Below are 24286 nucleotides of genomic sequence, written 5' to 3'. Positions count from 1 at the left end.
TCTATTTCAGCTCCTTACACTGATTGTGGACTTCAGAAGGCAAGAACGGCGTACCGTCGTACTTCAGCATGCTGCTGATCTTCGCGGCGTGGCCGACATGGAGCTTGATCTGATCGGTAAGCTGGCCGGTTGCGTTGTTCTCGATTACGATCACTTTCTTCGCCTTCTCCACATAAGGGGCGAGCAGATTCGCCGGGAACGGATGGATCAAACGAACGGTCGCATGGTTCGTCGTGATGCCGTCTTGCGAGAGGCGCAGGCGGGCTTCGTCGATCGTACCTCCGGTCGAACCCATGCCGATGATGAGCAGATCCGGTTCGGAATGAGGAGCATCCACCTTGACTGCGTTCGTCAGCTTCGTGTGAACGTCGTTCAACTTGTTCAGTCGTTTATCCATCATATTCTTGCGGTTGATCGGGCTCTCGGACGGACGACCGGTCTCATCATGCTCTACGCCCGTTACGTGATGCAGGCCGCCCTTCTCGCCAGGGATGACGCGAGGGGATATGCCGTTCTCCGTGAGCTCGTAGCGCTTGAACAGCTTGCCGTCTTCGAGTGCCGGCAAATCGGTGGCGATGTTGCCGCGATCGATGACGATTTTGTTGTAATCCAGTGTCTCGGACGATTGTTTGCCTAGCGACAGCTGCAAGTCGGTCATGACGATAACCGGCACTTGGTATTGGTCGGCGATATTGAAAGCTTCGATCATATCATAGAAGCATTCTTCGATCGTGCTAGGCGCGATGACCACCTTCGGAATCTCGCCATGCGTGCCGTATACCATTGCGTTCAAGTCGGACTGCTCTTGCTTGGTCGGCAACCCGGTACTAGGGCCGCCGCGCTGTGTATCGACGATCACGACCGGAGTTTCGGTCATGCCCGCAAGGCCGATCGCTTCCATCATCAGGGAAAGACCCGGACCGGCGGATGCCGTCAAGGAGCGAACGCCGCCGTAGTTGGCGCCGATCGCCATCGTGACCGCTGCGATCTCGTCCTCTGTCTGGATAACCGTACCGCCGAACTTAGGCAGGCGCTTGATCAAGTATTCCATAATCTCGGATGCCGGCGTAATCGGGTAAGCAGGCATGAAACGGCAGCCCGCCGCCAACGCGCCGAGACCGATCGCATCGTTGCCGATCATGAACAGCTTTTGCTTGCCGTCTGCAGGTGCCAATTGGAATTCTTTCAACGGACCGCCGGCCAGCTCCAATACGAAGTTGGCGCCTCTAGCAACGGCGTCGATATTTTTCTCCACGACCGCAGGGCCTTTACGTCCGAATTCTTCTTCTACTGCTTTATTGAAAACTTCCATCGGCAAACCGAGCAAAGCCCAGGAAGCACCGGAAGCAACCATGTTCTTCATCAGGGAAGTACCCAGCTCTTCCGCGATCGCCGTAATCGGCACCGGGAACAGACGAGCGTTGACGCCTTCCGGCAATGTCGGGTTGAACTTCGCGTCCGCTACGACTACGCCGCCGGGACGAAGCTCGTGTACGTTCAAATCAATGGTCTCTTGGTCGAATGCGACCAGGATGTCCAAGTCGTCGGAAATCGCGCGCATCGGAGACGTCGAAATCCGGATCTTATTGTTCGTGTGGCCGCCCTTAATCCGGGAGGAGAAATGACGGTACCCGTACAAATAATACCCGAGTCGGTTCAAGGCGGTCGAGAAAATCCGATCCGTACTTTCTACACCTTCCCCTTGTTGTCCGCCGATCTTCCATGACAATTGACTAATCACAACTTCCACTCCTTTGAACTGAGTCCTAAGCGCCTATGCAGGGGTGTCACAAAAAATTAACAATTCATCAAACAAATTTTATGCCCTCTACCGGTAAAAAGCAAGGCTCTATGGACCGTTGGAAACATAGCTTTTTTCGATTGAATCGTTCTCAAAATGAGATTGATTCTTTTTATAGTATTCTCAAACTGCTACAGAAACTAGTTTAGGATGTAGGCAGCACTCTTTCCAGGTATGACAGCCAATTTCGGAACATGATCTTCTCCGTTTGGGCTTGGCTATAGCGCTTAAGCAGCTGCTCTTCCCAATTCCCGAAGCAGCTTGCATCCTCCAGCCCCGGCACTTTCAAGTCGATTCCGTCGAAATCGGAGCCTAATCCTAGACAGTCCGCGCCGCCTAACTCGAGTATTCGCTCAACATGCCGTAACAGGTCGTCCATCGTAGCCGGATTCGAATCTTGCGCTATGAACGGAGGATAAAAATTGAGTCCGATCATGCCTTTCCGGCGAACGATCTCCTCGATCTGCTCGTCCTTCAAGTTCCTCGGATCGCCACATACGGCATAAGCATTCGAGTGGGAAGCCAGAAAAGCGCTTTCGGTCATCTCTGCCAGCTCCCAAAACCCTTTTTCGGTCAAATGGGAAACATCTATCAGTATACCCAGCCTATCGCATTCTTTAACAAGCTCCCGGCCTTTTCTTGTAAATCCTCCTTGTCGAGGCTCCAGGACCCCGTCTGCCGCCCAATTCGCGTAATTCCATGTCAGACCAAGGGCTCGCAAGCCGAGCTTGTACAATAGCCGCAAGTAACCCAGGTTGCCGGCCAGCGCATCCGCCCCTTCGAGACTGAGCAACGCTCCGATTTTTCCCGATCCTTGCAGTTCCGCCAAGTCATGTCGCTTCTGCACCAGCTGCATATCCGGATGTTCGGCTATTTTAGTATGGAACATATCAACGGCTTGCAGCACATGGCGGATGTCCGCCTGTTCGAGCTTCGGTGGCAGCCATAGGGCGAACCACTGCATCAGCATGTTGGACCTGCGAATATTCGGCAGCGTGACTTCCAGCTCGTTTGATGGTTGCGGTTGGGTAAAATCCAGCTTCGGATTCAGCAGCATTTTGCTCAAAACATCGCAATGCGCATCGATTACGTACATTTTCTCAACCTCCGTTGGCTCGAATGGCAGAACGGTTTTTGGCCAAAAGAAAAACGCCTTCGCGACGTTTCCCGGATTGCTTGTATGAGAAAAACATGCCAAAAAGCAGTGTGGAAATCAATCTTCCGTCCCCGGTTATGTATATATTCGCCCGTAAGTAACGATTATCGCGGCTCTACGATCAGCTTGATCGCGGTGCGGTCTTCTCCGTCGATGACAATATCGGTAAAGGCGGGGATGCAAATCAAGTCCACCCCGCTGGGAGCTACGAAGCCTCGTGCGATAGCAACGGCTTTGATCGCTTGATTGAGGGCTCCGGCACCGATCGCCTGCAGCTCGGCCCCGCCACGCTCGCGAAGCACGCCCGCTAGCGCCCCGGCGACGGAGTTGGGATTCGACTTTGCTGAAACTTTTAATACATCCATGAATAAAGTACCTCCTCGGGATTGTCGGATTGATTCCACTACTAACTGTATTCGCATCAGGTGGAATTCATTCCTTTTGTCCCAAGGAGCGGTCAGGCAAGCGATGAAGACGGCTTGGAACTCCGATCACGTTGACCCGAGCTACTAACTACGTTTTCGCTATGCCCAAACCATCTCGGTCTCGAACTGGCGGATCAGCTCTACCTTTGTCGCCAGACCCGTATTTTCGTCCAGCTCCATGTAGGCGGCATGGAATTGCCACTTGCCTTCGTCGGCTGTGAAGCGAACCGGGAGTCCGGTCTTGAACTTCTGCAGCACCGCCTGGCGCTCCATCCCGAGCACGCCGTCCCTTGCGCCAACCATGCCGACATCGGTGACATACGCCGTCCCTTGAGGGAGAATGCGCTCATCACGCGTCTGCACATGCGTGTGCGTCCCGAGCACGGCCGATACTTTCCCGTCCAAGTGCCAGCCCATGGCGATTTTCTCCGAGGTCACTTCGGCGTGGAAATCCACGAGGATGCATTTGGACTTCTTCTTCTGCTTCTCTAGAATGGCGTCAATCGTTTGAAACGGGCAGTCGAGCGGCGGCAAGTAGGTGCGGCCCTGGATGTTGACGATCGTCAGTTCCTTGCCGTTTGCCCCCTTCACCGTCGTGAAGCCGCGTCCCGGTGTACCCGGAGGATAATTTGCCGGCCGGATGAGGCGGTCTTCCTTATCGATAAAGTCGAAGATATCCTTGTTGTCCCATGTATGATTGCCCAACGTGATGCCGTGGACGCCTTGATCGTAAAATTCTTTGGCTATTGCGGCTGTAATGCCTCGCCCACCGGCGGCGTTCTCCCCGTTCACGATGATCAGTTCCGGATTTTTGGTGCGTTTCAGGATCGGCAGCATTTCTTTCAACGCCTTGCGTCCCGCCGCTCCGACGATGTCTCCTACGAATAAAACTCGAATCTTGTCCATCTCCTTCAATGTGGTCCAAAAGCAAAACGAGAAGTGGCTGTGCGCCACTTCTCTCCTGCATTTGACTATCGGTCGATCGATTATTTCGCGTATTCCACCGCGCGGGTTTCCCGGATGACGGTAACCTTGATGTGTCCCGGATAATCCAACTCGCTCTCGATCTTCTTCGTAATGTCGCGGGCGAGTCGGAACGCCTCGGTATCGTCGATCTTCTCCGGCTGCACCATGACGCGAACTTCGCGCCCAGCCTGGATCGCATACGACTTCTCGACGCCGTCGAACGATTCGGTAATCTCTTCCAGCTTCTCGAGGCGCTTGATGTACGTCTCGAGCGTCTCCCGTCGGGCGCCCGGTCTGGCTGCAGACAAAGCGTCCGCCGCGCCGACCAGCATCGCGATGACCGAAGTCGCTTCAGTATCGCCGTGGTGGGAAGCAATGCTGTTGATGACCACCGGATGCTCCTTGTATTTGCGGCCGATCTCGACGCCGATCTCGACATGTGAGCCTTCGACCTCATGATCAAGCGCCTTCCCGATGTCGTGAAGCAAGCCGGCCCGCTTCGCCAGCGTGACGTCTTCTCCGAGCTCGCCGGCCATCAAGCCGGTGAGGTATGCGACTTCCATGGAGTGCTTGAGCACGTTCTGACCATAGCTTGTCCGGAATTTGAGTCGGCCGAGAATCTTGATCAAGTCCGGGTGCAACCCGTGCACTCCCGTCTCGAACGTCGCCTGCTCGCCGTATTCGCGGATACGCTCGTCCACTTCCTTGCGCGACTTCTCTACCATCTCCTCGATGCGAGCCGGGTGAATCCGGCCGTCCGCGACGAGCTTCTCGAGCGAGGTGCGGGCGATCTCTCTGCGGATCGGGTCGAAGCCCGACAGAATGACCGCTTCCGGCGTATCGTCGATGATGAGATCGATGCCGGTCAGCGTCTCGAGCGCGCGAATATTCCGTCCTTCGCGGCCGATGATGCGGCCCTTCATCTCTTCGTTCGGAAGGGTTACTACAGAAACCGTCGTCTCGGCGACATGGTCGGCCGCACAACGCTGTATCGCAAGCGTAATCACTTCGCGAGCACGCTTGTCCGCTTCTTCCTTCGCCTGCGTCTCGATTTCCTTGATCAGCTGGGCCGTTTCATGACGCACTTCCTGCTCCACGTTGGACAGAATGATGTTTTTCGCTTCATCCATCGTAAGTCCGGATATGCGCTCCAGCTCGGTTACCTGGCTGCGGTACAGCTGGTCAATCTGAGCTTGCGTCTCTTCGATTCGTTTCTCTTTGTTGGCTACTTGATCTTCTTTGCGCTCCAGTTGCTCTAACTTTTTATCCAGTGTTTCCTCTTTTTGCAACAGTCGTCTTTCTTGACGTTGGGTTTCATTCCGACGCTCACGAATGTCTTTTTCAGCTTCGGCGCGAAGCTTGTGGATTTCGTCTTTTGCTTCGAGCACCGATTCTTTCTTCAGTGCGTCTGCGTCTTTCTTGGCCGCCTCGACAATTTGCAGGGCAGCCTGCTCCGCACTGGAAATTTTCGCCTCAGCAAAGGATTTACGGATAAAATACCCAATGAAGTAGCCTAGTACACCAACAACGAGAACGATGATGATCCAGTAGATTGCATCCAACTCATTCACCTCCCTCGTTGGTCCTCCAAGGGTTAGCTTGGGATATTCGGTTTTTAATCCGTTGTTATTACGTGGCAATCGTTTTGTGAAACATTTGTGAATCATTTAAAAAAAGCAGGGATAGCTAGATGATGCTCATGCCTATTTTAGCTTCTGCTAAAGAACATTGTCAAGTTCATACAATTGGCTGTCGACAGCGGAGCCGCGCAAGGCGCGCTATTCCGACATTAGGCTAACGATCATGGCCGCGGCTCCAAGTGCAAGCGCTTCATCGGACAGACGGCCGCGGCTGAACGAGACGGGATAAGCCGGATAGTACAGCGTATTCTTCAAGGCCACCTGCGTGCAGGTTTGGTAAAACAGCTCGGTGCTCGTAATAAGCGGTCCTCCGAGAATGACCCGCTCCGGATGAAGCGTATTCAGCAAATTGGATAACCCGATTCCAAAGTATGTCGCCGCCTGCAAGAACAGCTCGGTGACCATCGGGTCATCCTTCCGCAGCGCCTGCAGCATCGTGTTGAAATCCACTTGATCCGGTTCGTCTGCGAGGTCCGCCAGAAGGCTCCGACGGCCTTGCTTCAGCTTGGCGCGAGCTTCCTCCTCAAGCACCGGGATCGACACATACGACTCCAGGCATCCATACACGTGAGAGCGCTCCGGATGCGGGCGGCCGTCGGTCTGGATGATCATATGCCCGATCGAACCTTCCATGTCCACCGCTCCGTAGACAAGATTGCCGTCGGAAATCATCGCCGACCGAAGGCCGACCCCTGCGCGGACATATAGTAGATGGCGGTATTCGTTGGGGGCGCCGGCCCAGTACTCGGCCAAAAGCGCCGTATTCGCGCCGTTGTCGAGCGTCACCTGGACGGAGAGCGCTTGCTCCAGCATCGCTACAATCGGCACCTGGTTCCAGCCCGGCGCCGGGAAATGCAGCGGATTCAGGATCAGCCCCCGGTTCCGGTCCAGCGGTCCGACGGCGCCGATGCCTAATCCGAGCACATCCGATTTGGCGATGCCGTGTTTCCTGCATAAGCTTTCCACCGCCTGGACGACTTGGCCGACGAAGGCCGTCGGCGTCATCGAAGCGGTCATATCCCAGTAGATGGAGTCGAGCTTGTCCAGCTGCATGTCGCAAACAATCAGACGGCTGGACGCGCGGGAAATATCCAAGCCGAACGCATACGCGGCATTCCGCCGAACACGGTAGAGCACCGGTCGCCTGCCCCCGGACGATTCGCCGTGTCCGCACTCCTCAATCCAGCCGTTTGCGCACAGATCGTCGAGCATCCGCGTCAGCGTGCTGGAGGTCAAGTCGCTCTGCTCCAACAGATCGATCTTGGAGACGATCCCCTTTTTGCGTATGGCGGCAAACAGCTCTTTCGCTTTTTTGTTCGTGATCCGTTCTCCGATTTTGCGCACGGCTGCGCCCCTTTCCCGAACGTTACGTGTAAAGCGCCACCCCGACCAGTCCCGAGAAAATGATGATCAGTAAAGGATGTGTCTTGAATTTGCGAAGCGCGATGAAGGCGCCTAAGAAGATCGCGATAAAACTGACAAGATGAAACGGAGCCGCCTGAAACACATGGCTCGATTGTGCAAACCGATACGCGGCATAAAAGACGAAGGCGATCACAACCGGACGCAATCCCGTAAACGCCGCTTCCAGCCAAGGGTGATGCCGGTATTTCGTCAGCAGCATGCCCACGAGCACAACGAGCAGCAGCGATGGCAGCACGATGCCCAACACTGATATGATAGCGCCTGGGAGGCCTGCAACTTGATATCCGACCATTACCGCCGTATTGGCTGCGATCGGTCCGGGCGACATGCCCGATAGGGCAATCATATCAGAAAACGATTGCGGGTTCATCCAGTTTCTGGCGAGCACCTCGTGCTCGATAACCGGCATCATGGAATAGCCGCCGCCGAACGAAAGGAATCCTATTTTAATAAAGAGGAAAAATAATTGCAGCAGCAAGCCGAAGTCCATCATATACCGTCACCGAAGAAGGTATCGTCTTGTCCATTCCTTCCTGTCGAAGGGAGCGGCATCGTCGTGTACCCTAGCTTCATCCGTACGGCTACGACACCCGTTCCGACTGCCGCTCCCAGCAAAATGACTAATGCAGGCGAGAGCCACTGCATGAGCAGCACGACTCCCGTGGCTAGCATCAGGAAAAACGAGGCCCAATCGAGTCGCGCCGCTTTTCTCATACGATACCCTGCGTAGGCGATCAACGCGACTACAGCAGGCCGTATGCCTTCCAAGGCGGCCTGGATCTTCGCATCCGAGCGAATCGCCGCGAAGCCGACGCCAATGCCGAGCACCAGCAGGAACGGCGGCAGCATCATCCCCGCTGCCGCTGCGATCGCACCTGCCGTGCCTTGCCGCCTGTAGCCGATCATCGCCGATGCGTTGACAGCTATCGCCCCTGGAATCGTTTGCGATGCCGCCATGATGTCTCCCAGCTCCTCTTGGCTGATCCAGCTCCGCTTCTGGACGATCTCCCGCTCCATGACCGGCAGCATCGCAAATCCGCCGCCGAACGAAAGCGGCCCGATGCGAAGAAACGCCCAGAACAAGCTAACCAACTCGCGCCATTGCAACCGTAGGCCGTACATTTCACTCCACCCTCTCTCCACTTCCAACTCCATTATACCTCACTTTAATTCATTTCGGTATAAAGATTAGCGGATTCGAGGCTCATAAATGAAATTTCGTGTAATTGAATTAATTATTAACCATCATTCCGATGATGATACTGCCGAAATAACAAAAAGAAGCAGGAATGATCACCTGATGGTCCTCTGGCGAATAGTTTTCAGCGCGCGGGAGGGCAGGCAGAGGGGTTCCAGCCGCTGTTGCAATCATGGGTCCTTGATGGAATGGAAATAGGGGTTGGGCCCGCTTACTGACTATACAACCAACACCTTGTATGCTGTCTCGAAATCAATGATCCAGATCCCCTTCCTCCACCCAGACCTCCTCATCAAAATCGTCCGGCTGCTGATCGCTTGCCGCGAGCTCGCGCACGATACCGTTCACCATTCCACCCGGATAGCCGCGCCGGAGTAGGAACGCCATCAGCTTGCGCCGTTTGTCCAATGTTGCCCCCTTCATCAATACCCAGCGCTTCGCCGCCAGTTCCCGTGCGGCGTTCAGCTCCTCCTCCGGGTCAATGCCGGCCAGCGCCTCCTGCACCGTCTCTCGCTTCACACCTTTCTGCTGCAGCTCCTGCTGCACCCAACGTCGTCCCTTGCGATCCGAACGGATGCGGTGCTCGGCGAACTGGGAAGCGAACGCTGCATCATCCGCGTAGCCGCTCTCAATCAGCCGATCGACGGCATACTGGATAAGCGGCTGTTCGTAGCCCTTCCGCTTCAAATAAAGCTTCACCTCGCGAATCGCACAGGGCTTGCGGCCAATATAAATAACTGCATCCGACCAAGCGGCATGCCGCCCCACATCCTCGACAACAACGGCCGCCGTTGTCGCATCGATCTCGAGCCCTTTCCACAGCCCGTGCTTGAGTAGAACATCCTCCTGCACGTCGATCGCCCATTTATCGTTCACATGCAGCTTGTATCGCCCGGCCCTGCGCGGATGGCGCTCCACCGATGTAACCGTGCCCGTCAATCGTTCTTCCGGCGTCGGCTCCCTCTCTGCCGCAACCTCGTCCCCCTGCTCCAATTCCAGTTCCAATTCCAGCACCAGTTCCTGCTCAATCCCCGCGTTCGTCCGGCGTTTCCTCGTTTTCCCGTAGCCTCCGCCTCCGCCCGACTTCGATCTCATTCCCGTCTCCTCCTCCCAGCAGCTACAGCCGCATCCAGCCCCGTGCAGCTTTCGCCCCGCTACCCGCAGCCTGCCGCTTCCAGAATAGCTAAAACAACAACGCACCCGCGCTGAGGGTCAGCAGCAGGTGCGCTCGGTTGATGTTGCATCTTATTCGAATGCAGCCAAATCTCCCTCGTCCTCTTCTTCATCCGTGTCGGATGTCGAGATCATAGCGGTCAAATTGCTCATCGAACGGATCTTCTTCTCGATCTGGTCGGCGATTTGGGAATTCTCCTTCAGGAACTGCTTCGCATTCTCCCGGCCTTGACCAAGACGCTCGCCATCGAGAGAGTACCACGCACCGCTCTTCTGGACGATGTCCATCTCGGTGCCGATATCGACGAGACTGCCTTCCCTGGAAATGCCTTCGCCGTACATGATATCGACGTCGGCTTGTTTGAACGGAGGGGCCACCTTGTTCTTCACGACCTTGATCCGCGTCCGGTTGCCTACGATATCGTTGCCTTGTTTGATCGACTCCACACGACGTACGTCCAGACGTACGGAGGAGTAGAACTTCAGTGCGCGGCCGCCTGGCGTCGTCTCGGGGTTGCCGAACATAACGCCGACTTTCTCGCGAAGCTGGTTGATGAAGATGGCGATAACCTTCGACTTGTTGATCGCGCCGGAGAGCTTGCGCAGCGCCTGCGACATCAAGCGAGCCTGCAAGCCTACATGGGAGTCGCCCATGTCCCCTTCGATCTCGGCCTTCGGTACGAGAGCGGCGACGGAGTCGATGACGACAATGTCGACAGCCCCGCTGCGCACGAGCGCTTCCGCAATCTCGAGCGCCTGCTCGCCTGTGTCAGGCTGGGACAGCAGTAGCTCGTCGATGTTGATGCCGAGCTTGCTCGCATAGAGCGGATCGAGCGCATGCTCGGCATCGATGAAGGCGGCTTGTCCGCCGACACGCTGTACCTCGGCGATCGCATGGAGGGCGACCGTCGTCTTACCGGACGATTCCGGACCGTATACTTCGATAATTCTGCCACGCGGGAATCCGCCGATTCCGAGGGCGATGTCGAGAGCGATCGATCCGCTCGGGATCGTCTCGACTTGCATATGAGTGGATTCTCCCAATTTCATGATGGAGCCTTTGCCGAATTGTTTCTCAATTTGGCGAAGAGCGTTTTCTAATGCGGCACGACGATCTGACAACCGACTCACTTCCTTCTAAAGTTTCTATATGCCTATGATACCTGTTTTCCGAACCGTTGCCAAGTGTTTTTTCGAACATACATTCGTATTTTTTCGAACAGCATCAATTCGGGCGTCGACGAACGCGAAGAACCGCAACAAAGTAACAAGTACTTCGTCGCGGTTCTTCCGTCAACTGCCTCTATTATATCCATATCTAGCCCGGTTTGGCAATAGTTTCATCGCCCTAGACGTAACCAAAGCCGGTGCAGAGCGGCCTTGGCCGCTCGCAGCCGGATCATCTCGCGGCTGCCGGACAGCTGCAGCCGATGCACCTCCGGCGCCTTGCCGCGCTCCGCGACGCCGACGAAGACGAGCCCGACCGGCTTGCCCTCGCTCGGATCCGGCCCGGCGACGCCGGTGATCGCGAGCGCGAAGTCGGCGTCGGCCCGCTCGCGGGCGCCTTCGGCAAGCCGCTCGGCCGTCTCGGCGCTGATCGCGCCCGGCGCGCCGGCGCCTTCCAGCAGCTCCATCGGGATGCCGAGGAGCCCGTGCTTGAGCGCGTTGCTGTAGCACACAACGCCGCCATGAAACGCCTTCGAGCTGCCGGGGACGGCCGTCAGCATCTCGCTCAGCAAACCGCCTGTGCAGCTCTCCGCCGCACTGAGCGTCAACCCCCGTTCGCTGAGCAGCCGAATAAGGGCGACCTCAAGCCCGATGTCCTCGGCGGCAAAGATGTACTCGCCGACGCGGCTGCGGATCTGCTGCTCCACGCCAGCGATTTTGGCCATTCCCTCCTCCGCCGAAGCGGCGCGTGTCGTAAGCCGGATGCTGACCTCGCCTTCCTTGGCGTAAGGGGCGATGGAAGGGTCCTGCTGCGCGTCGATCAAATCAATCAATCGATGCTCCAAGGTGGACTCCCCGATGCCGGCGAACTTCAACGTCTTCGAGAACAGCGGCAGCACATCGCCCATCATTGTGCGCAGCCATGCTTTGACGTAGTTGTCGAACATCGGCTTCATTTCCTTCGGCGGCCCGGGCAGCAGCACATAATGCGTGCCGTCCTGGGTAATGGCGGCGCCGACGGCGAGCCCGGCATCGTTCGTGAGCGGCTCGCTGCCGTCCAAGAGCAGCGCCTGCCGCTCGTTGCTCTTCACCATCTCGATGCCGCGCGACTCGAACATCTTCACGATCTTCTCCATCGAAGGCTCGTGCAGGTACAGAGAGCGCCCGAGATAATCGGCCAGCGCATCTTTGGTCAAGTCGTCCTGCGTCGGTCCGAGTCCTCCCGTACAAATAATCAAATCAGCCCGCTGCCGGGCGATATCGAACGAATCTTTGATCCGCTGCGCATTGTCGCCTACAACCGTCTGAAAAAACACGTTGATCCCCATGTCGGCGCAACCTTGCGCTATGTATTGCGCGTTCGTGTTCACGATCTGGCCGAGCAGCAATTCCGTCCCAACCGCAATAATTTCCGCTTTCAACCTTCCTCACTCCTTCTCCAATCTCGAACAAAGGCACTGCAGCCTAACGGCAAAACGGAACGCCACCGGCGTTCCGTCTCTATCGCGCCGTCACTTCAGTTCCAGCAACGTCTTGTTTTTCAAGAAATAATCAATTCCCGAGTACACGGTGATAATCGCAGCCACCCAGCTCGCAATCAGGTCGAACGGAACATGTACGAATGTAAACGGGAAGTTGTTGATCAACAGGGCGATAATTGCCGTGATCTGTACGCCTGTCTTCCATTTGCCCCACGCGCTTGCCGAAATGATCGGATAGTTCTGTTGCAGCCCTACCATCCGCAGGCCGGTCACGGCAAACTCGCGGCTAATAATGACGATGGCGATCCAGGCGTCCAGCTTCTGCATCTCCACGAGCGAGATCAGCACGGCGGAGATGAGCAGCTTGTCGGCTAGCGGATCAAGCAGCATGCCGAGGCTTGTCACCATCTTGCGCTTGCGTGCGATATAGCCATCCAGGCTGTCGGTGCTGGCCGCTACAATAAAAATAAGCACGGCGATGATCTGGTTATAGGTAATGCTGAACGATTCGATCCGAATCGGAGGCAAGTTCAAGTTCACGAGCAAAAAAAACAAAATGACCGGCACGAGGAAAATTCTAGCTACCGTAATACGGTTCGCTAAATTCATGCAATTCCCTCCCCGGACAAATCGTACTCAAAAGAGTGAGTGATTCGCACCCGCTGCAGCTCGCCGATACTGCTCAAACATTTGGTCACGAACACTTCGCCGTCCACATCGGGAGCGTCGTATTGCGTGCGACCGATGAACACATCGTTGCGTCCGTCATAACGCTCGATCAACACGTCGAGCTCTTCGCCGATCCGCTTGCCGTTCTGCTCGCTCGCGATTTGACGCTGAATCTCCATCAGCGTATTCGCGCGCCATTCCTTCACCTCGTCCGGCACTTGATCCGGCAGACGGGAAGCCGGCGTGTCCTCTTCCTGCGAATAGGAGAAGACGCCCAACCGGTCGAACTTCATGTCGCGGACGAACTCGCACAAATTCTCGAAGTCTTCCTCCGTCTCGCCGGGGAATCCGACAATCAAAGAGGTGCGAAGCGCTACGCCGGGAATTTGATCGCGAATTTTCGCTACGAGCTCCCTCGTATCGCGCTGCCGGCCTGGACGACGCATCCGCTTCAGGATCCGATCCTCGCTGTGTTGAAGCGGCATATCGATATATTTGCAAATCTTCGGATTCGCCGCCATCACAGCGATCAGCTCATCGCTGAAGAAGCCCGGATACGCGTAATGGAGACGCACCCAGAGAATGCCAGGCACATCGCTGACTTTGTTCAGCAGGGTAGGCAACATGAACCCTTCATAGAGATCGGTCCCATAGTTGGTAGAATCCTGCGCAATCAAGCTGATCTCGCGGACGCCTTGAGAGGCGAGCTGCTCTACCTCCGCCAGGATCGATTCCATGCTCCGGCTGCGGAATTTCCCGCGCATGATCGGAATGCTGCAGAATGTGCAAGCGTTGTCGCAGCCTTCGGCAATTTTGACATACGCGGTGTAGCGCGGTGTGGTCACTTTGCGAGGCAGCGCGGCTTCATAGTTGAAGACCGGGTTACCGACCCGAATCGGCTTGGCGCCTTCAAGCGCCTCGTCGATAATCTCGTTGATTTTATGAAAATCACCGGTGCCTACGATTCCGTCGATCTCCGGCATCTCATCCATCAGCTGTTCCTTGTATCGCTGCGTCAAGCAGCCGGATACGATTAGCGCTTTCAAATTCGCCGTCTGCTTCAGCTCCGCCATGTCAAGAATCGTGTTGACGGACTCTTCCTTCGCCGCATCGATAAAACCGCATGTATTGACGATAATTACGGTCGCTTCCTCTTGATCCTCTACAAGCGTGTACCCGCGCTGATGCACAAGCCCCGACATGATTTCCGAGTCCACCAGGTTTTTCTCGCAACCAAGCGTAACCACTTTAATTTTTTCCGACATTTCAAATCCCCCAACGTTTTGCCTGTTCCTGAACGGTTCCTGAACGATTTCTATCCTATCAAGTATAATATAACGTCCATAGGGTGTCAAAATCACATATCAGACGCACAAAAAAAGCACCCTGTCGCTAGGATGCTCTCTTCTCCCTGCAAGCTGCCCTCGACCTCAGCCGTTATCGACTGCGGAGCGGCGCTCGGAACATATTCAGAATCCCAAGAACGATGTGGGCCAGACCGAAGCCCAATATTCCGTAGCCCCAGGCGTTCGGCGTCAAATACCAGCCCAGCAGGCTGACGATGATGCCCAGGATGACGACTACCCAGCTAGTTGCCATGTCGAATTACCTCGCTTTGTACCGCAAAATGAACCTCTTGCTAGTAAGGTAACCAACTGGACGCCGCCATATGCGCTAGTGGGCAGGCTTTTTCAGCTCGATCTGCACGTTGCGCGCATTTTTCAAATCGCCGAATAATAGCGGGGTACCGTTCACCGTAATTTCCGCGGCAGCCGGCAACCCAACCGTCATATATACATTTACGTCGGAAATCCACTCGCGCAAATCGCCTTTTTTGTACAGCTTCTGCTCCAGCACTTGCCGTTCCGTGCGGCCTTCGCCGTTCAACACCATTTTGTCGATACGCAACCAGCATTCTTCGCCGATCACGTTCAATTTTACGTTCATCTTGTCCGCAATTTCGAGCGAATAATAATCCGTACTGCCTTCACTTCGCAGCTTGGTCAAAACAGCCGCAGGTGTTGGTGTAGGGGTGGGCGTCGGAGTAGCCGTGGATGTTTTGATGACCGAGCCGTTGCCGGACGCCAGCGAACCGCCGTCACCGGATTGCGACTTCGATTCAGGCGAGCTCTTGTCCGTAATCTTCTCGTTCTCGTCTACTTGCTGCCGAGAGCCGTCATAGCTTTGATCGATAAAATAATAAATGACCCCTAGGATCAGCATGACAAATGCGATCATAAGGATGGTCGAAGCCCATTTGCTTATTTTGTCCGTATTGCGGGTATGCGTCTTCTTCCTCCGAATCGGTTCGACTATTGTCTCCGGAGTCGGGGTCGGAATGACGTTCCGGTACAAGGCGAGCACCTCGGTTGGATCGAGACCGACGGATTCGGCATAGCTCTTGATGAAGGCGCGCACATAGAAGCTTCCCGGCAATATTTTGTATTCGCCTGTCTCAATGGCTTCCAGATACCGTTTCCGGATCTTCGTCATCTCTTCCAATTGATCCAGGGAAAGTCCGTTCTCCAGTCTTGCTTTCTTCAGCAGCTGGCCCAATTCCGACACGGGGTGTTCACCTCCTGATAGTAAGGCTGTCCAATCATTGGGATGCCTGCAAACGTGTCAAAAACGTCAAAAGCCCGTATCTTGGTCGATATTAATGAAGCTTTCGTATGAAATTTCTTCCTCCGGATTGTTCCGCAGCTCGATGATGTAATTAAAGTTATCGTATGTATACTCCGATTCGCGGATAAAGATGTCCGGGTGTTCGATGACTTTGGTGGAAGACATTTTCATAATTTCGCGCAAAAGAGTGTGGTGCTTTTCATTAGATCGCATAGTGGATACAATGCCGTCGATAATGAAGACGTTGCTCGGGCTCATCTCATCCTCCGACAACTGGCTTCTCACGGTCTGACGCAGCAAAGTTGAAGAAACGAATGTCCACCGCTTCTTGGCGCATACGCTGCCCGCGATGATCGACTCCGTCTTGCCTACCCGCGGCATTCCGCGCAAGCCGATCACTTGATTGCCTTCCCGCTTGCAAATCTCGCCAAGAAAATCAACCAGCAGACCGAGCTCATCCCGTGTAAAACGAAATGTCTTGCGGTCGTCCGAGTCTCTCTCGATATAGCGGCCGTGGCGTACCGCCAATATATCGACAAGTTTCGGGGCGCGTAATGCCGTTACGGTTATATTATCCACTTTTTTTAACATCTTACCCATAAGCTCGATTTTTTCGTCGTCATTTGTCTGCAGGAGCATACCCCGGGTTTTGTCTTCCACCCCGTTGATCGTCAAAATGTTGATTTCCAGCATCCCCATCAAAGAAGCGATATCGCCCAGCAAACCCGGACGGTTCTTATGAATTTTATATTCCATGTACCATTGTTTGATTTCCATGCGTACCCCTCTCAAGCGAAAACGAAATGAAGTCCATTCTACATAGTATTCTACAATTTTCGCGGCTTTCCTTCTAACCTGCATAAGTTTTTCGACGCGAAAGGGCAAAGCCCCCTGCTTGAGGAGGCTTTGCAGAGGGCTCCCTATTTTACCAGCTTCATCATCAGCTTGGCGAGCGTAATCTTCTCCTCATGATCCGCGACGTCCCAGAGATCCTTGAGCACGCGCTCTTCGTGATTCTCCGGATCAATCTTGTCGGAGAGAAATTCCCCGATCTGCACGGCGAGCTTCGCAATCGTTTCATCGCTCATTCCGGCATGTTGAGCTTGATCCATCCGCTCGCCCAGGAACGATTTCCACCGTTCAAAGCTTTTCAGTACCGTCGACATGATGACACACTCCTTCGGGATAGTTGTGATGCAGCCGTTGCAATTGTAGCATGGGCAAAATGACCGTCCCTTATGCTCCGACGCACCGCCAATAACAGGAAGAAGGTTAAGTAAGCCAGCCGCCGTTCGGGCTGATGATCTGGCCGGTGATGTATCCGGACTCGGGCAACGCGATAAAGTAAACGAGCGAGGCGATCTCATCCGGCTGCGCGAACCGCCCGAGCGGAATCTCGCTCTTCAGCGCCTGCTGCTCGTCCGCGTCCAGCCGATCGTTCATCGTCGTCTCCACGACGCCGGGTGCGACCGCATTGACCGTCACGCCGGAAGGAGCCAGCTCCTTGGCGAGCGACTTCGTGAAGGCGTTCACCCCTCCCTTGGCGGTCGAATACACCACCTCGCAGGAAGCGCCGGAGATGCCCCATACGGACGAAACGTTGATGATGCGGCCGTATTTCTGACGGATCATATGGGGCATGAATAGCTGGGTGCAGAGGAACATTCCCTTCAGGTTGATGTCCATCACACGATCCCAATCTTCTTCGGTGATGTCCGACAGCAAGCCGAAATGGGACACGCCGGCATTGTTCACGAGAATATCCGGCATCATGCCATGCTGCTGCATCTTCTCGTGCATGCGTTGCAGCTGTTCCCTGGACCTCAAGTCGGCTGTGACAGTCAGCACTTGGCCCCCGTGCGCCATACAAGCTCGTGCTACCTCGTTCGCCGCCTCATGCGCATTCAAGTAATGGATGACGACCCGCATCCCGACGGAGGCGAAACGCTCCGCCACCGCCGCGCCGATGCCCCGGCTCGCTCCCGTGATCAGGACGGTCGTCTCGGAAAGCGGTTTGTTCATAGTGCGGCCGGCTCTCCCTCCGGGCTATGTACGATGCAGACCGCCATCCGGTCGAAATCGACATGCTCCGCGATCCGCCGATTGGCTTCTTCGTGGGTGATCGACTCGTATACTTGGAGAACATCGAATAGATGCGTTCCCTTAAACTCATATTTCGTGAATTCATGAGCCAGTGATTCCGGTGAATTCATCATGCGCAGAAAGGCGCCGATCTTCTTGCGCTTGCTGCGTTCAAACGCCGCAGCGTCGATGCCGTGCTCGGTCGCCCGCTTCAGCTCCTCCGACACCCTCGCCATGAGCGCTTCCGGGTCCTTCGTGTCGCCGCCGATGATCGAGAACGAATAGTTCACTCCACAGTTGAACTCATGGCCGAACGAATCCGAAATAATCCCATCGTCGTACATCGACTGATACAGATTTGAGCTTCCGCTTAACAGCGCATCCAGCGCGAGCTTGGTCGTCAGCTCCTTGCGCAGCAGTTGCTCGCCGCTCTCCTGTCCGACAAGGTCCTTAAACCCGAACAAACACTTAGGCAAAGAAACCGGCAGCTCGATTCGTTTTTCCTTTTGTTTGACCGGCTGAGGCTCCTCCTCGAAGAACCGCTGGATCTCCCCTTGAGGCGGGAACGTCTTGGCCGCTTGGTTCGCGCGAACGAGCTCCATAATCAGCTCCGGCTCGAAACCGCCGACAATAAACAAGCTCATGTTCGTCGGATGGTAAAATGCGTGATAGCACAAATAGAGCGTTTCCTTTGTAATCTCTGAAATCGAGGCGACCGTTCCGGCGATATCGATTCGAACCGGGTGTTTGGCATAGAGCGCTTCAATCAGGCCGAAATAGACACGCCAGTCGGGATTGTCGCCGTACATGTTGATTTCCTGGCCGATGATCCCTTTTTCCTTTTCCACGTTTTGATCGGTGAAATAAGGATTTTGCACGAAGTCGATCAAGGTCGTCAAGCTTTGCTCGATTTGATTGGTGGCGGAGAACAAATAAACGGTACGGTCGAAGCTCGTGAACGCATTGGCGGATGCGCCGAGAGAGGCGAATTTGGCGAAAATGTCGCCTTCCGGCTCCTCGAACATTTTGTGCTCCAGAAAATGGGCGATGCCGTCCGGTACTTGCGCCGCATTCTGCCCTTCCACTTGGAAATGATTGTCGATCGATCCATAATGCGTGGAGAAGGTGGCGTACGTCTTCTGAAAGCCCGGCTTCGGCAGCAAATATACGTTCAAGCCGTTCGGCAGCTTTTCGTGGTAAACCGTCTCCTGCAACTGATCGAATGAGATGGCCTTCATCTTATTGTCCTCCCTTCCGGTCGCGCAAGAAATAAATCGTATCCAGTCGAACCTGCTCCGCTACTTGCTTGATCGCTGCTACATCCACTGCTTCCGTAGCCGCAATCAGCTGCTCTACGGAGCGATCTCTGCCGGATAGCTGCGCGTTGAAATCGAGCCCGATCGTCTCAAAAGCGGAATCTTTGCTCTCCCTCAGCTGATTCGCGATCATCGCCTTCGTCTGGGAAAGCTCGAGATCGCTGATGTCGCCCTGGACCATCGCCTCCAGCTGCTGCTGCATGATGTCCTTCGCTTTCTCGAAATTGGCGATCTCGATCCCCGACTGCAGCGTCAATATGCCTTTATGTCCGTCGAGGCGCGAGGAAGCGTAATAGGCCAGGCTAGCTTTTTCACGCACGTTGATAAACAGCTTGGAATGCGGGTAACCGCCCAAAATTCCGTTGTACACAAGTGCTGCCGGGTATTGCTCATCCACGTATGTAATTGGGAGGCGCAGCCCCATATTCAGCTTTCCTTGGCTTACGTCCAGCCGTTCTACAATTTCTTTGGTTGCTCTTGCCTGAGGATGCACCACTTTCTTGTCGTAGCGGGCAGCGCCTTGGCGGTCGATTTTGAAAGCGGCGGTTACCAGCCTTTTCACTTCATCCATTGTCGTATCGCCTACTACATAAATATCGATCGGCGCTTCGGCCAGCCAATTATTGTAGGAGCTGTATAGGGAAGCCGGATCGATGCTCGGCAAATCTTCCAATCGGCCCAGCGGATACAACCGGTACGGCTCCCCGCTGCACATTTCCTCCGTACAGCGTTCGGCGGCATACCGAATTTTATCGTTAATGATCGATTCGAGCTTTTTCTTGAGCGTGTCTTTCTCCGAAGTTACGTATTTCTCACGGAAAGCGCCGTTCTCCACCAGCGGGTCCGCAATCGTAGAGCCTACGAACTCGAAGCCCTGTCGGAGCAACCCTTCCGCACCGGCCACGAACTGGTCGTGGATGACGTCCATACGGAACTGTACGATCTGATAATCGCCTCGCTTGTACACGTCAAAGCCGAAGCCGGCTCCGTATAAGTCGTCGAGCTTCTCGCGGAACTGCTTCGTCTCGGGCAAGGCGGACGTTCCTCTGCGCATGACGAACGGTATGAGCGCGGTAGAGGTTACCGTCTGTTCCGACAGCGGTTGTCCGATATAGACCGAGATGGCAAACGTCTTGAACTGCTTGGTCGGCTTCACATGGAGCCGGATCCGGTTCACTTCGTCACGTTCGAATAAGCTTGCGTTTGTCAAAAGGTTGCTCTCCCTTCGCCACAAAGCCGATTTGGTTGGCATCTTCTACCAATGTATCGGACTTAGTACCATTATATTCTTCCAGAAACAGAAGAAGCAACCTGGGGAGGTTACTTCACCGATCTCGCTTAGTTGCAGAAAATGTGTTTGCCGATCTTCTTCACTTGCACGCGTGTCCAGATCCATTTCGAGGTCGCCGTTTCCGGGTTGAAATAGTACAGACATCCCCCGGACGGGTCGACTCCGTTGATCGCGTCCTGGACCGCTTTCTTCGCCGTTTCGTTCGGCGTCAGCCAGATTTGGCCGTCCGCCACCGCCGTGAACGCTCCCGGTTGGAAAATAACGCCGGATATCGTATTCGGGAAGCTGGCCGATTTGAGCCGATTCAAGATAACGCCCGCTACCGCCACTTGCCCGATGTAAGGCTCGCCTCGGGATTCCCCGTACACGGCATTCGCCATCAGGTTCAAGTCTTGCTCGGACAAGCCGAGATGGTTCGAGGCCGGCATACTGGAGCCGCCGGTCGCCGGCGCTGGGGCCGCTCCCCCTCCGGCGCCGCCTGTCCCTGCTTGGGCTCCTTCGCGAGGCGTCTTGTCCGGTGTCCATGCTTTCGTCGCTTCCCAGAGCTTCAGCTTCGTCTTGGAGCCGGCGACCCCGTCGACTTTCATGCCGAACTTGTATTGGAAGTTTTTCACCGATTGCTGAGTTTTGGATCCGAATTGCCCGTCGATTTTGCCGAAGTAGAACCCTAAGTATTTCAACCGGCCCTGCAATTCGAAAATGTCTTCTCCCTTGGCGCCGTATTTCAAGATGGCGTTGCTGAACGTCTGCTCGGTTCGCAGCGCCGACTTGACCTCCATGGAGATGAACAGCACCAGCAAGATGCTCAATGTGATGATCAGTATGCGCTTGTTCATTCGTCTCGCTCAACCTTCCTTATCTGGATGTCTTTAAGGATAGTATTAGGAGGGGGTGATGCGATTATGCAGCAGGTGTTTCTAAGTCCGATACAAAAACAGCTACGAATATGGCTAGGGCTACGACCGCTGTTGAAATCATATCGCTTGATTAGAATGGATATAGTTTGGGTTGCGATATGATTTCAAAGGCGGACACTTCGTTTCTCCACTCCTAGCCACATTCTCCGCGAAGGGCCGGACAAAACGAAACCCCCTCTGCATGCGCAGTGGGGGTGGATAGGAAAAGCAAAGTGCAAAGCAAAAACCATAATACTCAGTTACTTACGAAGGTACGCGGTTGTGGAAGTACTGCTCCATGGACACAAGCACTTCTCGTGGTTTGCTGCCCTCGTAGGGACCGACGACGCCCTTGGCCTCCATCGCGTCGATGAGGCGGGCGGCTCGGGTGTAGCCGATGCGCATGCGGCGCTGCAGCAAAGAGACGGACGCTTGTTTCGCCTCAAGCACGATTTGCACCGCTTGGTCGAACAGCTCGTCCTCGTACTCATCCGCCGCGTCGGCGGAATCATCGATTTCCGGCACGAGCTCTTCCTGGTAACGAGCTTGCTCCTGGTGGCTGACGTACGAGACGACCGACTCCACCTCGGCATCGGAGAGGAAGGCGCCTTGCACCCGGATCGGCTTGGAAGCGCCCATCGGTAAGAAAAGCATATCGCCTCGGCCAAGCAGCTTCTCCGCGCCGACCATATCCAGAATCGTCCGCGAATCCACCTGGGACGAGACGCCGAACGCGATCCGCGAAGGGATATTCGCCTTGATCACGCCGGTGATAACGTCGACCGAAGGGCGCTGCGTCGCGATGATCAAGTGGATGCCGGCGGCACGCGCCATCTGGGCCAGGCGGCAAATCGCATCTTCTACGTCGCCGGCCGCGACCATCATCAAGTCGGCGAGCTCATCGACGATGACGACGATATAGGGAAGCGGAGCGCCTTCCTTCTTCTCGATCAACATCGCATTGTAGCCTTCGATGTTCCGGGTGCCGCTCTTGGAGAACAGCTCATACCGTTTCTCCATCTCGACGACGACTTTCTTCAGTGCGAGCGATGCCCGACGCGGATCGGTCACGACCGGTGCGAGCAAATGCGGGATGCCGTTGTAGACGTTCAGCTCGACCATTTTCGGGTCGATCATCAGGAACTTGACTTCATCCGGCTTCGCTTTGTACAGAATGCTGGTGATGATCCCGTTAATACAGACCGATTTACCGGAGCCGGTAGCGCCGGCAACGAGCAAGTGCGGCATGCGGGCCAAGTTGCCTACGATGGCCTGCCCGGCGATATCGCGGCCAAACGCGATGCTGAGCTTGGAGCTGGAATCCCGGAACACCAAGCTCTCCATTACTTCCCTCATCGTCACGACCGACACTTCCGTATTCGGCACCTCGATGCCGATGGCCGATTTGCCCGGGATTGGCGCTTCCATCCGAATGTCCTTCGCCGCGAGTGCCAGTGCGATATCATCGGTCAAGCTGACGATCCGGCTGACCTTCACTCCGACATCCGGCTGAATTTCATATCGAGTAACGGCAGGCCCGCGAACGACCTCAAGCACTTTCGTACGTACGCCGAAGCTTTCCAAGGTCGACTCCAGCTTTTTCGCGACCACCATGTAGTCGGTTTGTTCACTGCCTTTACCAGCGCCAGCCGGCCGGGATAACAAATGTAGCGAAGGCAGCTCGTAAGGCGTTGCCGGAGCCGAGGCCGTTCCCCCGCCCTCATCGCCTTCCCCCTGGAACGCCATCTCGGACTCGTCCGGCGGCTCCTCCTTCGTCTTTGCACGGCTCTTAGCCGCTGCAGCAGCGGGCTCCTGCTTTTTGGGCGGCGTCACCCAGGAGGCGTGGATCGGTCCGTCCGCCGCCGGCTCCACCTGCTCTTGGAAGTTCCGGATGACCGGCATTTCTGGCTGATCGGGCTCATGCTCCTGCACTACGGGCCTTACGACAGTGCCGAGCCCTACCACCACTTCGCCGCCAAAATCATCCTCGTCTTCCCCATCACCCGGAACGGTCGAGGGACGGTTGGCGGTTGCCGCCGTACCGGAGCCGGCCCGTTTACCGCCAAACATTTGGAAAAAGATCGGTTTCTTCTTCTCCCGCGTAATGACCGGCAGCTCCTCCTCATCGTCCAGGTCGTCGTCATGAAGCGGCACGTATATCGGTACTGCTTTAGTCTGTTTCACTTTTATCTTCGGCTTAGGTCTGCCTCGCAAGAGAAGAACCAGGTCCTTAAGCTGCTCGCGAACATGGAGGCCTGTCCCCCGGAACAGCGTGCTCAGCTTGCCGCCCATATCGACATAGGAGAAGCCGGTGATCAGTACGAAGCCGATAGCGAACATGGTGTACTCGATCAGCTTGGCACCTGTATTATCGAAGAGCATATATAGAATTGCGTACAGAATGGCTCCAATCATGCCTCCGCCTACTTGGGTGGACAATATTTCCGCCCCTTGCGCTGTCGGGTTTAATCCGTCAATCAGGCTTGTCCAGGTTTGACTCAAGATCCATTTTGTAGAGAGAAATTGTTCATAGGGGTCTAGCTGCTGGAACATCGTAATGTGGTTCATGATCAGAAAACCGCACAACACCAGGACAATTCCGGTTTTCCGCGCCGACCAGCGCTGCGGCCAGCCTCTGCGGATCATGGCGTACAAGCCGATATAAATGAATATAACCGGGATCACCCAATCGAACACCCCGATGAAAAATCGGAACAAATATGTAAGCGACCTGGCCACCGATCCTTGCTTGGAGAGGGCGATGATGGAAAAAATGAGAATCAGAATGCCGTACAGCTCATATTTCAATTGAACGGACAAGGAACCGTTTTTCTTTCTGCGCTTTGCCAAGTCTTTTTCACCTCCAGTGCTATATTATACCATACCTCTGCGCCCTTTTCCTGCAACGAAATTCCCCTATTAACCGACACGAAACGCATCATTCTCAGTCTTAAGAAAAACCATCAGGGAAGATC

At 55.1% G+C, this 24286-nt stretch carries 22 protein-coding genes; all 22 read right to left on the bottom strand.

Features of this window, described 5'->3' with window-relative positions:
- Position 1: 1 nt before the first annotated feature.
- The 22 genes from PKO02S_RS14220 to PKO02S_RS14120 all read right to left on the bottom strand — a co-directional run bounded on the left by PKO02S_RS14220 (position 2) and on the right by PKO02S_RS14120 (position 24161).
- Positions 2-1741, bottom strand: coding sequence for a 2-oxoacid:acceptor oxidoreductase subunit alpha (locus PKO02S_RS14220; RefSeq protein WP_127583870.1), 1740 nt, complete (start codon positions 1739-1741; stop codon positions 2-4).
- Between the two features lie 205 nt (positions 1742-1946).
- Positions 1947-2897 (bottom strand): dipeptidase, encoded by a 951-nt coding sequence (locus PKO02S_RS14215; RefSeq protein ID WP_127583868.1) that lies wholly within the window; start codon positions 2895-2897, stop codon positions 1947-1949.
- Positions 2898-3061: 164 nt separating this feature from the next.
- Positions 3062-3322 carry a stage V sporulation protein S gene (locus tag PKO02S_RS14210; RefSeq protein ID WP_006036664.1) on the bottom strand — a complete coding sequence of 87 codons (261 nt, stop codon included), beginning with the start codon at positions 3320-3322 and terminating at the stop codon, positions 3062-3064.
- A 159-nt stretch (positions 3323-3481) separates the two neighbouring features.
- Positions 3482-4288: a TIGR00282 family metallophosphoesterase gene (locus tag PKO02S_RS14205; protein WP_281280430.1), complete on the bottom strand. Its 807-nt coding sequence runs from the start codon at positions 4286-4288 to the stop codon at positions 3482-3484.
- 80 nt (positions 4289-4368) lie between these two features.
- Positions 4369-5910, bottom strand: a complete 1542-nt coding sequence (gene rny, locus PKO02S_RS14200; RefSeq protein ID WP_127583866.1) for a ribonuclease Y — start codon at positions 5908-5910, stop codon at positions 4369-4371.
- Between the two features lie 216 nt (positions 5911-6126).
- Entirely contained in the window at positions 6127-7332 is a 1206-nt protein-coding gene (locus PKO02S_RS14195; protein ID WP_127583864.1) for an ROK family protein, read from the bottom strand.
- Positions 7333-7354: 22 nt separating this feature from the next.
- Positions 7355-7906, bottom strand: coding sequence for a chromate transporter (locus PKO02S_RS14190; protein ID WP_246067020.1), 552 nt, complete (start codon positions 7904-7906; stop codon positions 7355-7357).
- Complete coding sequence (locus PKO02S_RS14185; protein WP_164821458.1) at positions 7903-8535, bottom strand: chromate transporter; 633 nt, start codon at positions 8533-8535, stop codon at positions 7903-7905. The genes PKO02S_RS14190 and PKO02S_RS14185 overlap by 4 nt, the downstream gene beginning before the upstream one ends.
- Positions 8536-8863: 328 nt before the next feature.
- Complete coding sequence (locus PKO02S_RS14180; RefSeq protein ID WP_127583860.1) at positions 8864-9706, bottom strand: regulatory protein RecX; 843 nt, start codon at positions 9704-9706, stop codon at positions 8864-8866.
- Between the two features lie 150 nt (positions 9707-9856).
- The gene (gene recA / locus PKO02S_RS14175; RefSeq protein WP_127583858.1) at positions 9857-10906 is read right to left on the bottom strand and encodes a recombinase RecA; all 1050 of its coding nucleotides are present in this window, start codon (positions 10904-10906) and stop codon (positions 9857-9859) included.
- A 218-nt stretch (positions 10907-11124) separates the two neighbouring features.
- A complete protein-coding gene (locus PKO02S_RS14170; RefSeq protein ID WP_127583856.1) occupies positions 11125-12372 on the bottom strand; it encodes a competence/damage-inducible protein A in 1248 nt (415 codons plus the stop codon).
- Positions 12373-12462: 90 nt separating this feature from the next.
- Positions 12463-13041 carry a CDP-diacylglycerol--glycerol-3-phosphate 3-phosphatidyltransferase gene (gene pgsA / locus PKO02S_RS14165; protein ID WP_127583854.1) on the bottom strand — a complete coding sequence of 193 codons (579 nt, stop codon included), beginning with the start codon at positions 13039-13041 and terminating at the stop codon, positions 12463-12465.
- Positions 13038-14366 carry a 30S ribosomal protein S12 methylthiotransferase RimO gene (gene rimO / locus PKO02S_RS14160; protein WP_127583852.1) on the bottom strand — a complete coding sequence of 443 codons (1329 nt, stop codon included), beginning with the start codon at positions 14364-14366 and terminating at the stop codon, positions 13038-13040. Before rimO ends, pgsA begins: the two co-directional genes overlap by 4 nt.
- Positions 14367-14538: 172 nt before the next feature.
- On the bottom strand, positions 14539-14700 hold the full coding sequence (locus tag PKO02S_RS32390) for a hypothetical protein (RefSeq protein ID WP_164821457.1): 162 nt from the start codon (positions 14698-14700) through the stop codon (positions 14539-14541).
- 75 nt (positions 14701-14775) lie between these two features.
- Complete coding sequence (locus PKO02S_RS14155) at positions 14776-15666, bottom strand: helix-turn-helix domain-containing protein (protein WP_127583850.1); 891 nt, start codon at positions 15664-15666, stop codon at positions 14776-14778.
- A gap of 66 nt (positions 15667-15732) precedes the next feature.
- Positions 15733-16503 carry a DUF3388 domain-containing protein gene (locus PKO02S_RS14150; RefSeq protein ID WP_127583848.1) on the bottom strand — a complete coding sequence of 257 codons (771 nt, stop codon included), beginning with the start codon at positions 16501-16503 and terminating at the stop codon, positions 15733-15735.
- Between the two features lie 143 nt (positions 16504-16646).
- On the bottom strand, positions 16647-16892 hold the full coding sequence (locus tag PKO02S_RS14145) for a DUF3243 domain-containing protein (protein ID WP_127583846.1): 246 nt from the start codon (positions 16890-16892) through the stop codon (positions 16647-16649).
- Between the two features lie 106 nt (positions 16893-16998).
- The gene (ymfI, locus tag PKO02S_RS14140) at positions 16999-17748 is read right to left on the bottom strand and encodes an elongation factor P 5-aminopentanone reductase (protein WP_127583844.1); all 750 of its coding nucleotides are present in this window, start codon (positions 17746-17748) and stop codon (positions 16999-17001) included.
- The gene (gene yfmH / locus PKO02S_RS14135; protein WP_127583842.1) at positions 17745-19046 is read right to left on the bottom strand and encodes an EF-P 5-aminopentanol modification-associated protein YfmH; all 1302 of its coding nucleotides are present in this window, start codon (positions 19044-19046) and stop codon (positions 17745-17747) included. The genes ymfI and yfmH overlap by 4 nt, the downstream gene beginning before the upstream one ends.
- Position 19047: 1 nt before the next feature.
- A complete protein-coding gene (gene yfmF / locus PKO02S_RS14130) occupies positions 19048-20334 on the bottom strand; it encodes an EF-P 5-aminopentanol modification-associated protein YfmF (protein ID WP_246067015.1) in 1287 nt (428 codons plus the stop codon).
- 128 nt (positions 20335-20462) lie between these two features.
- On the bottom strand, positions 20463-21251 hold the full coding sequence (gene sleB / locus PKO02S_RS14125) for a spore cortex-lytic enzyme (protein ID WP_127583838.1): 789 nt from the start codon (positions 21249-21251) through the stop codon (positions 20463-20465).
- 324 nt (positions 21252-21575) lie between these two features.
- The gene (locus PKO02S_RS14120) at positions 21576-24161 is read right to left on the bottom strand and encodes an FtsK/SpoIIIE family DNA translocase (protein WP_127583836.1); all 2586 of its coding nucleotides are present in this window, start codon (positions 24159-24161) and stop codon (positions 21576-21578) included.
- Positions 24162-24286 lie beyond the last annotated feature (125 nt).

The sequence above is a fragment of the Paenibacillus koleovorans NBRC 103111 genome (assembly GCF_004000845.1).
GTDB lineage: Bacteria > Bacillota > Bacilli > Paenibacillales > NBRC-103111 > Paenibacillus_AA > Paenibacillus_AA koleovorans.
The sequence above is the reverse complement of the archived record's forward strand: the minus strand, read 5'-3'. Positions and strand labels throughout refer to the sequence as shown.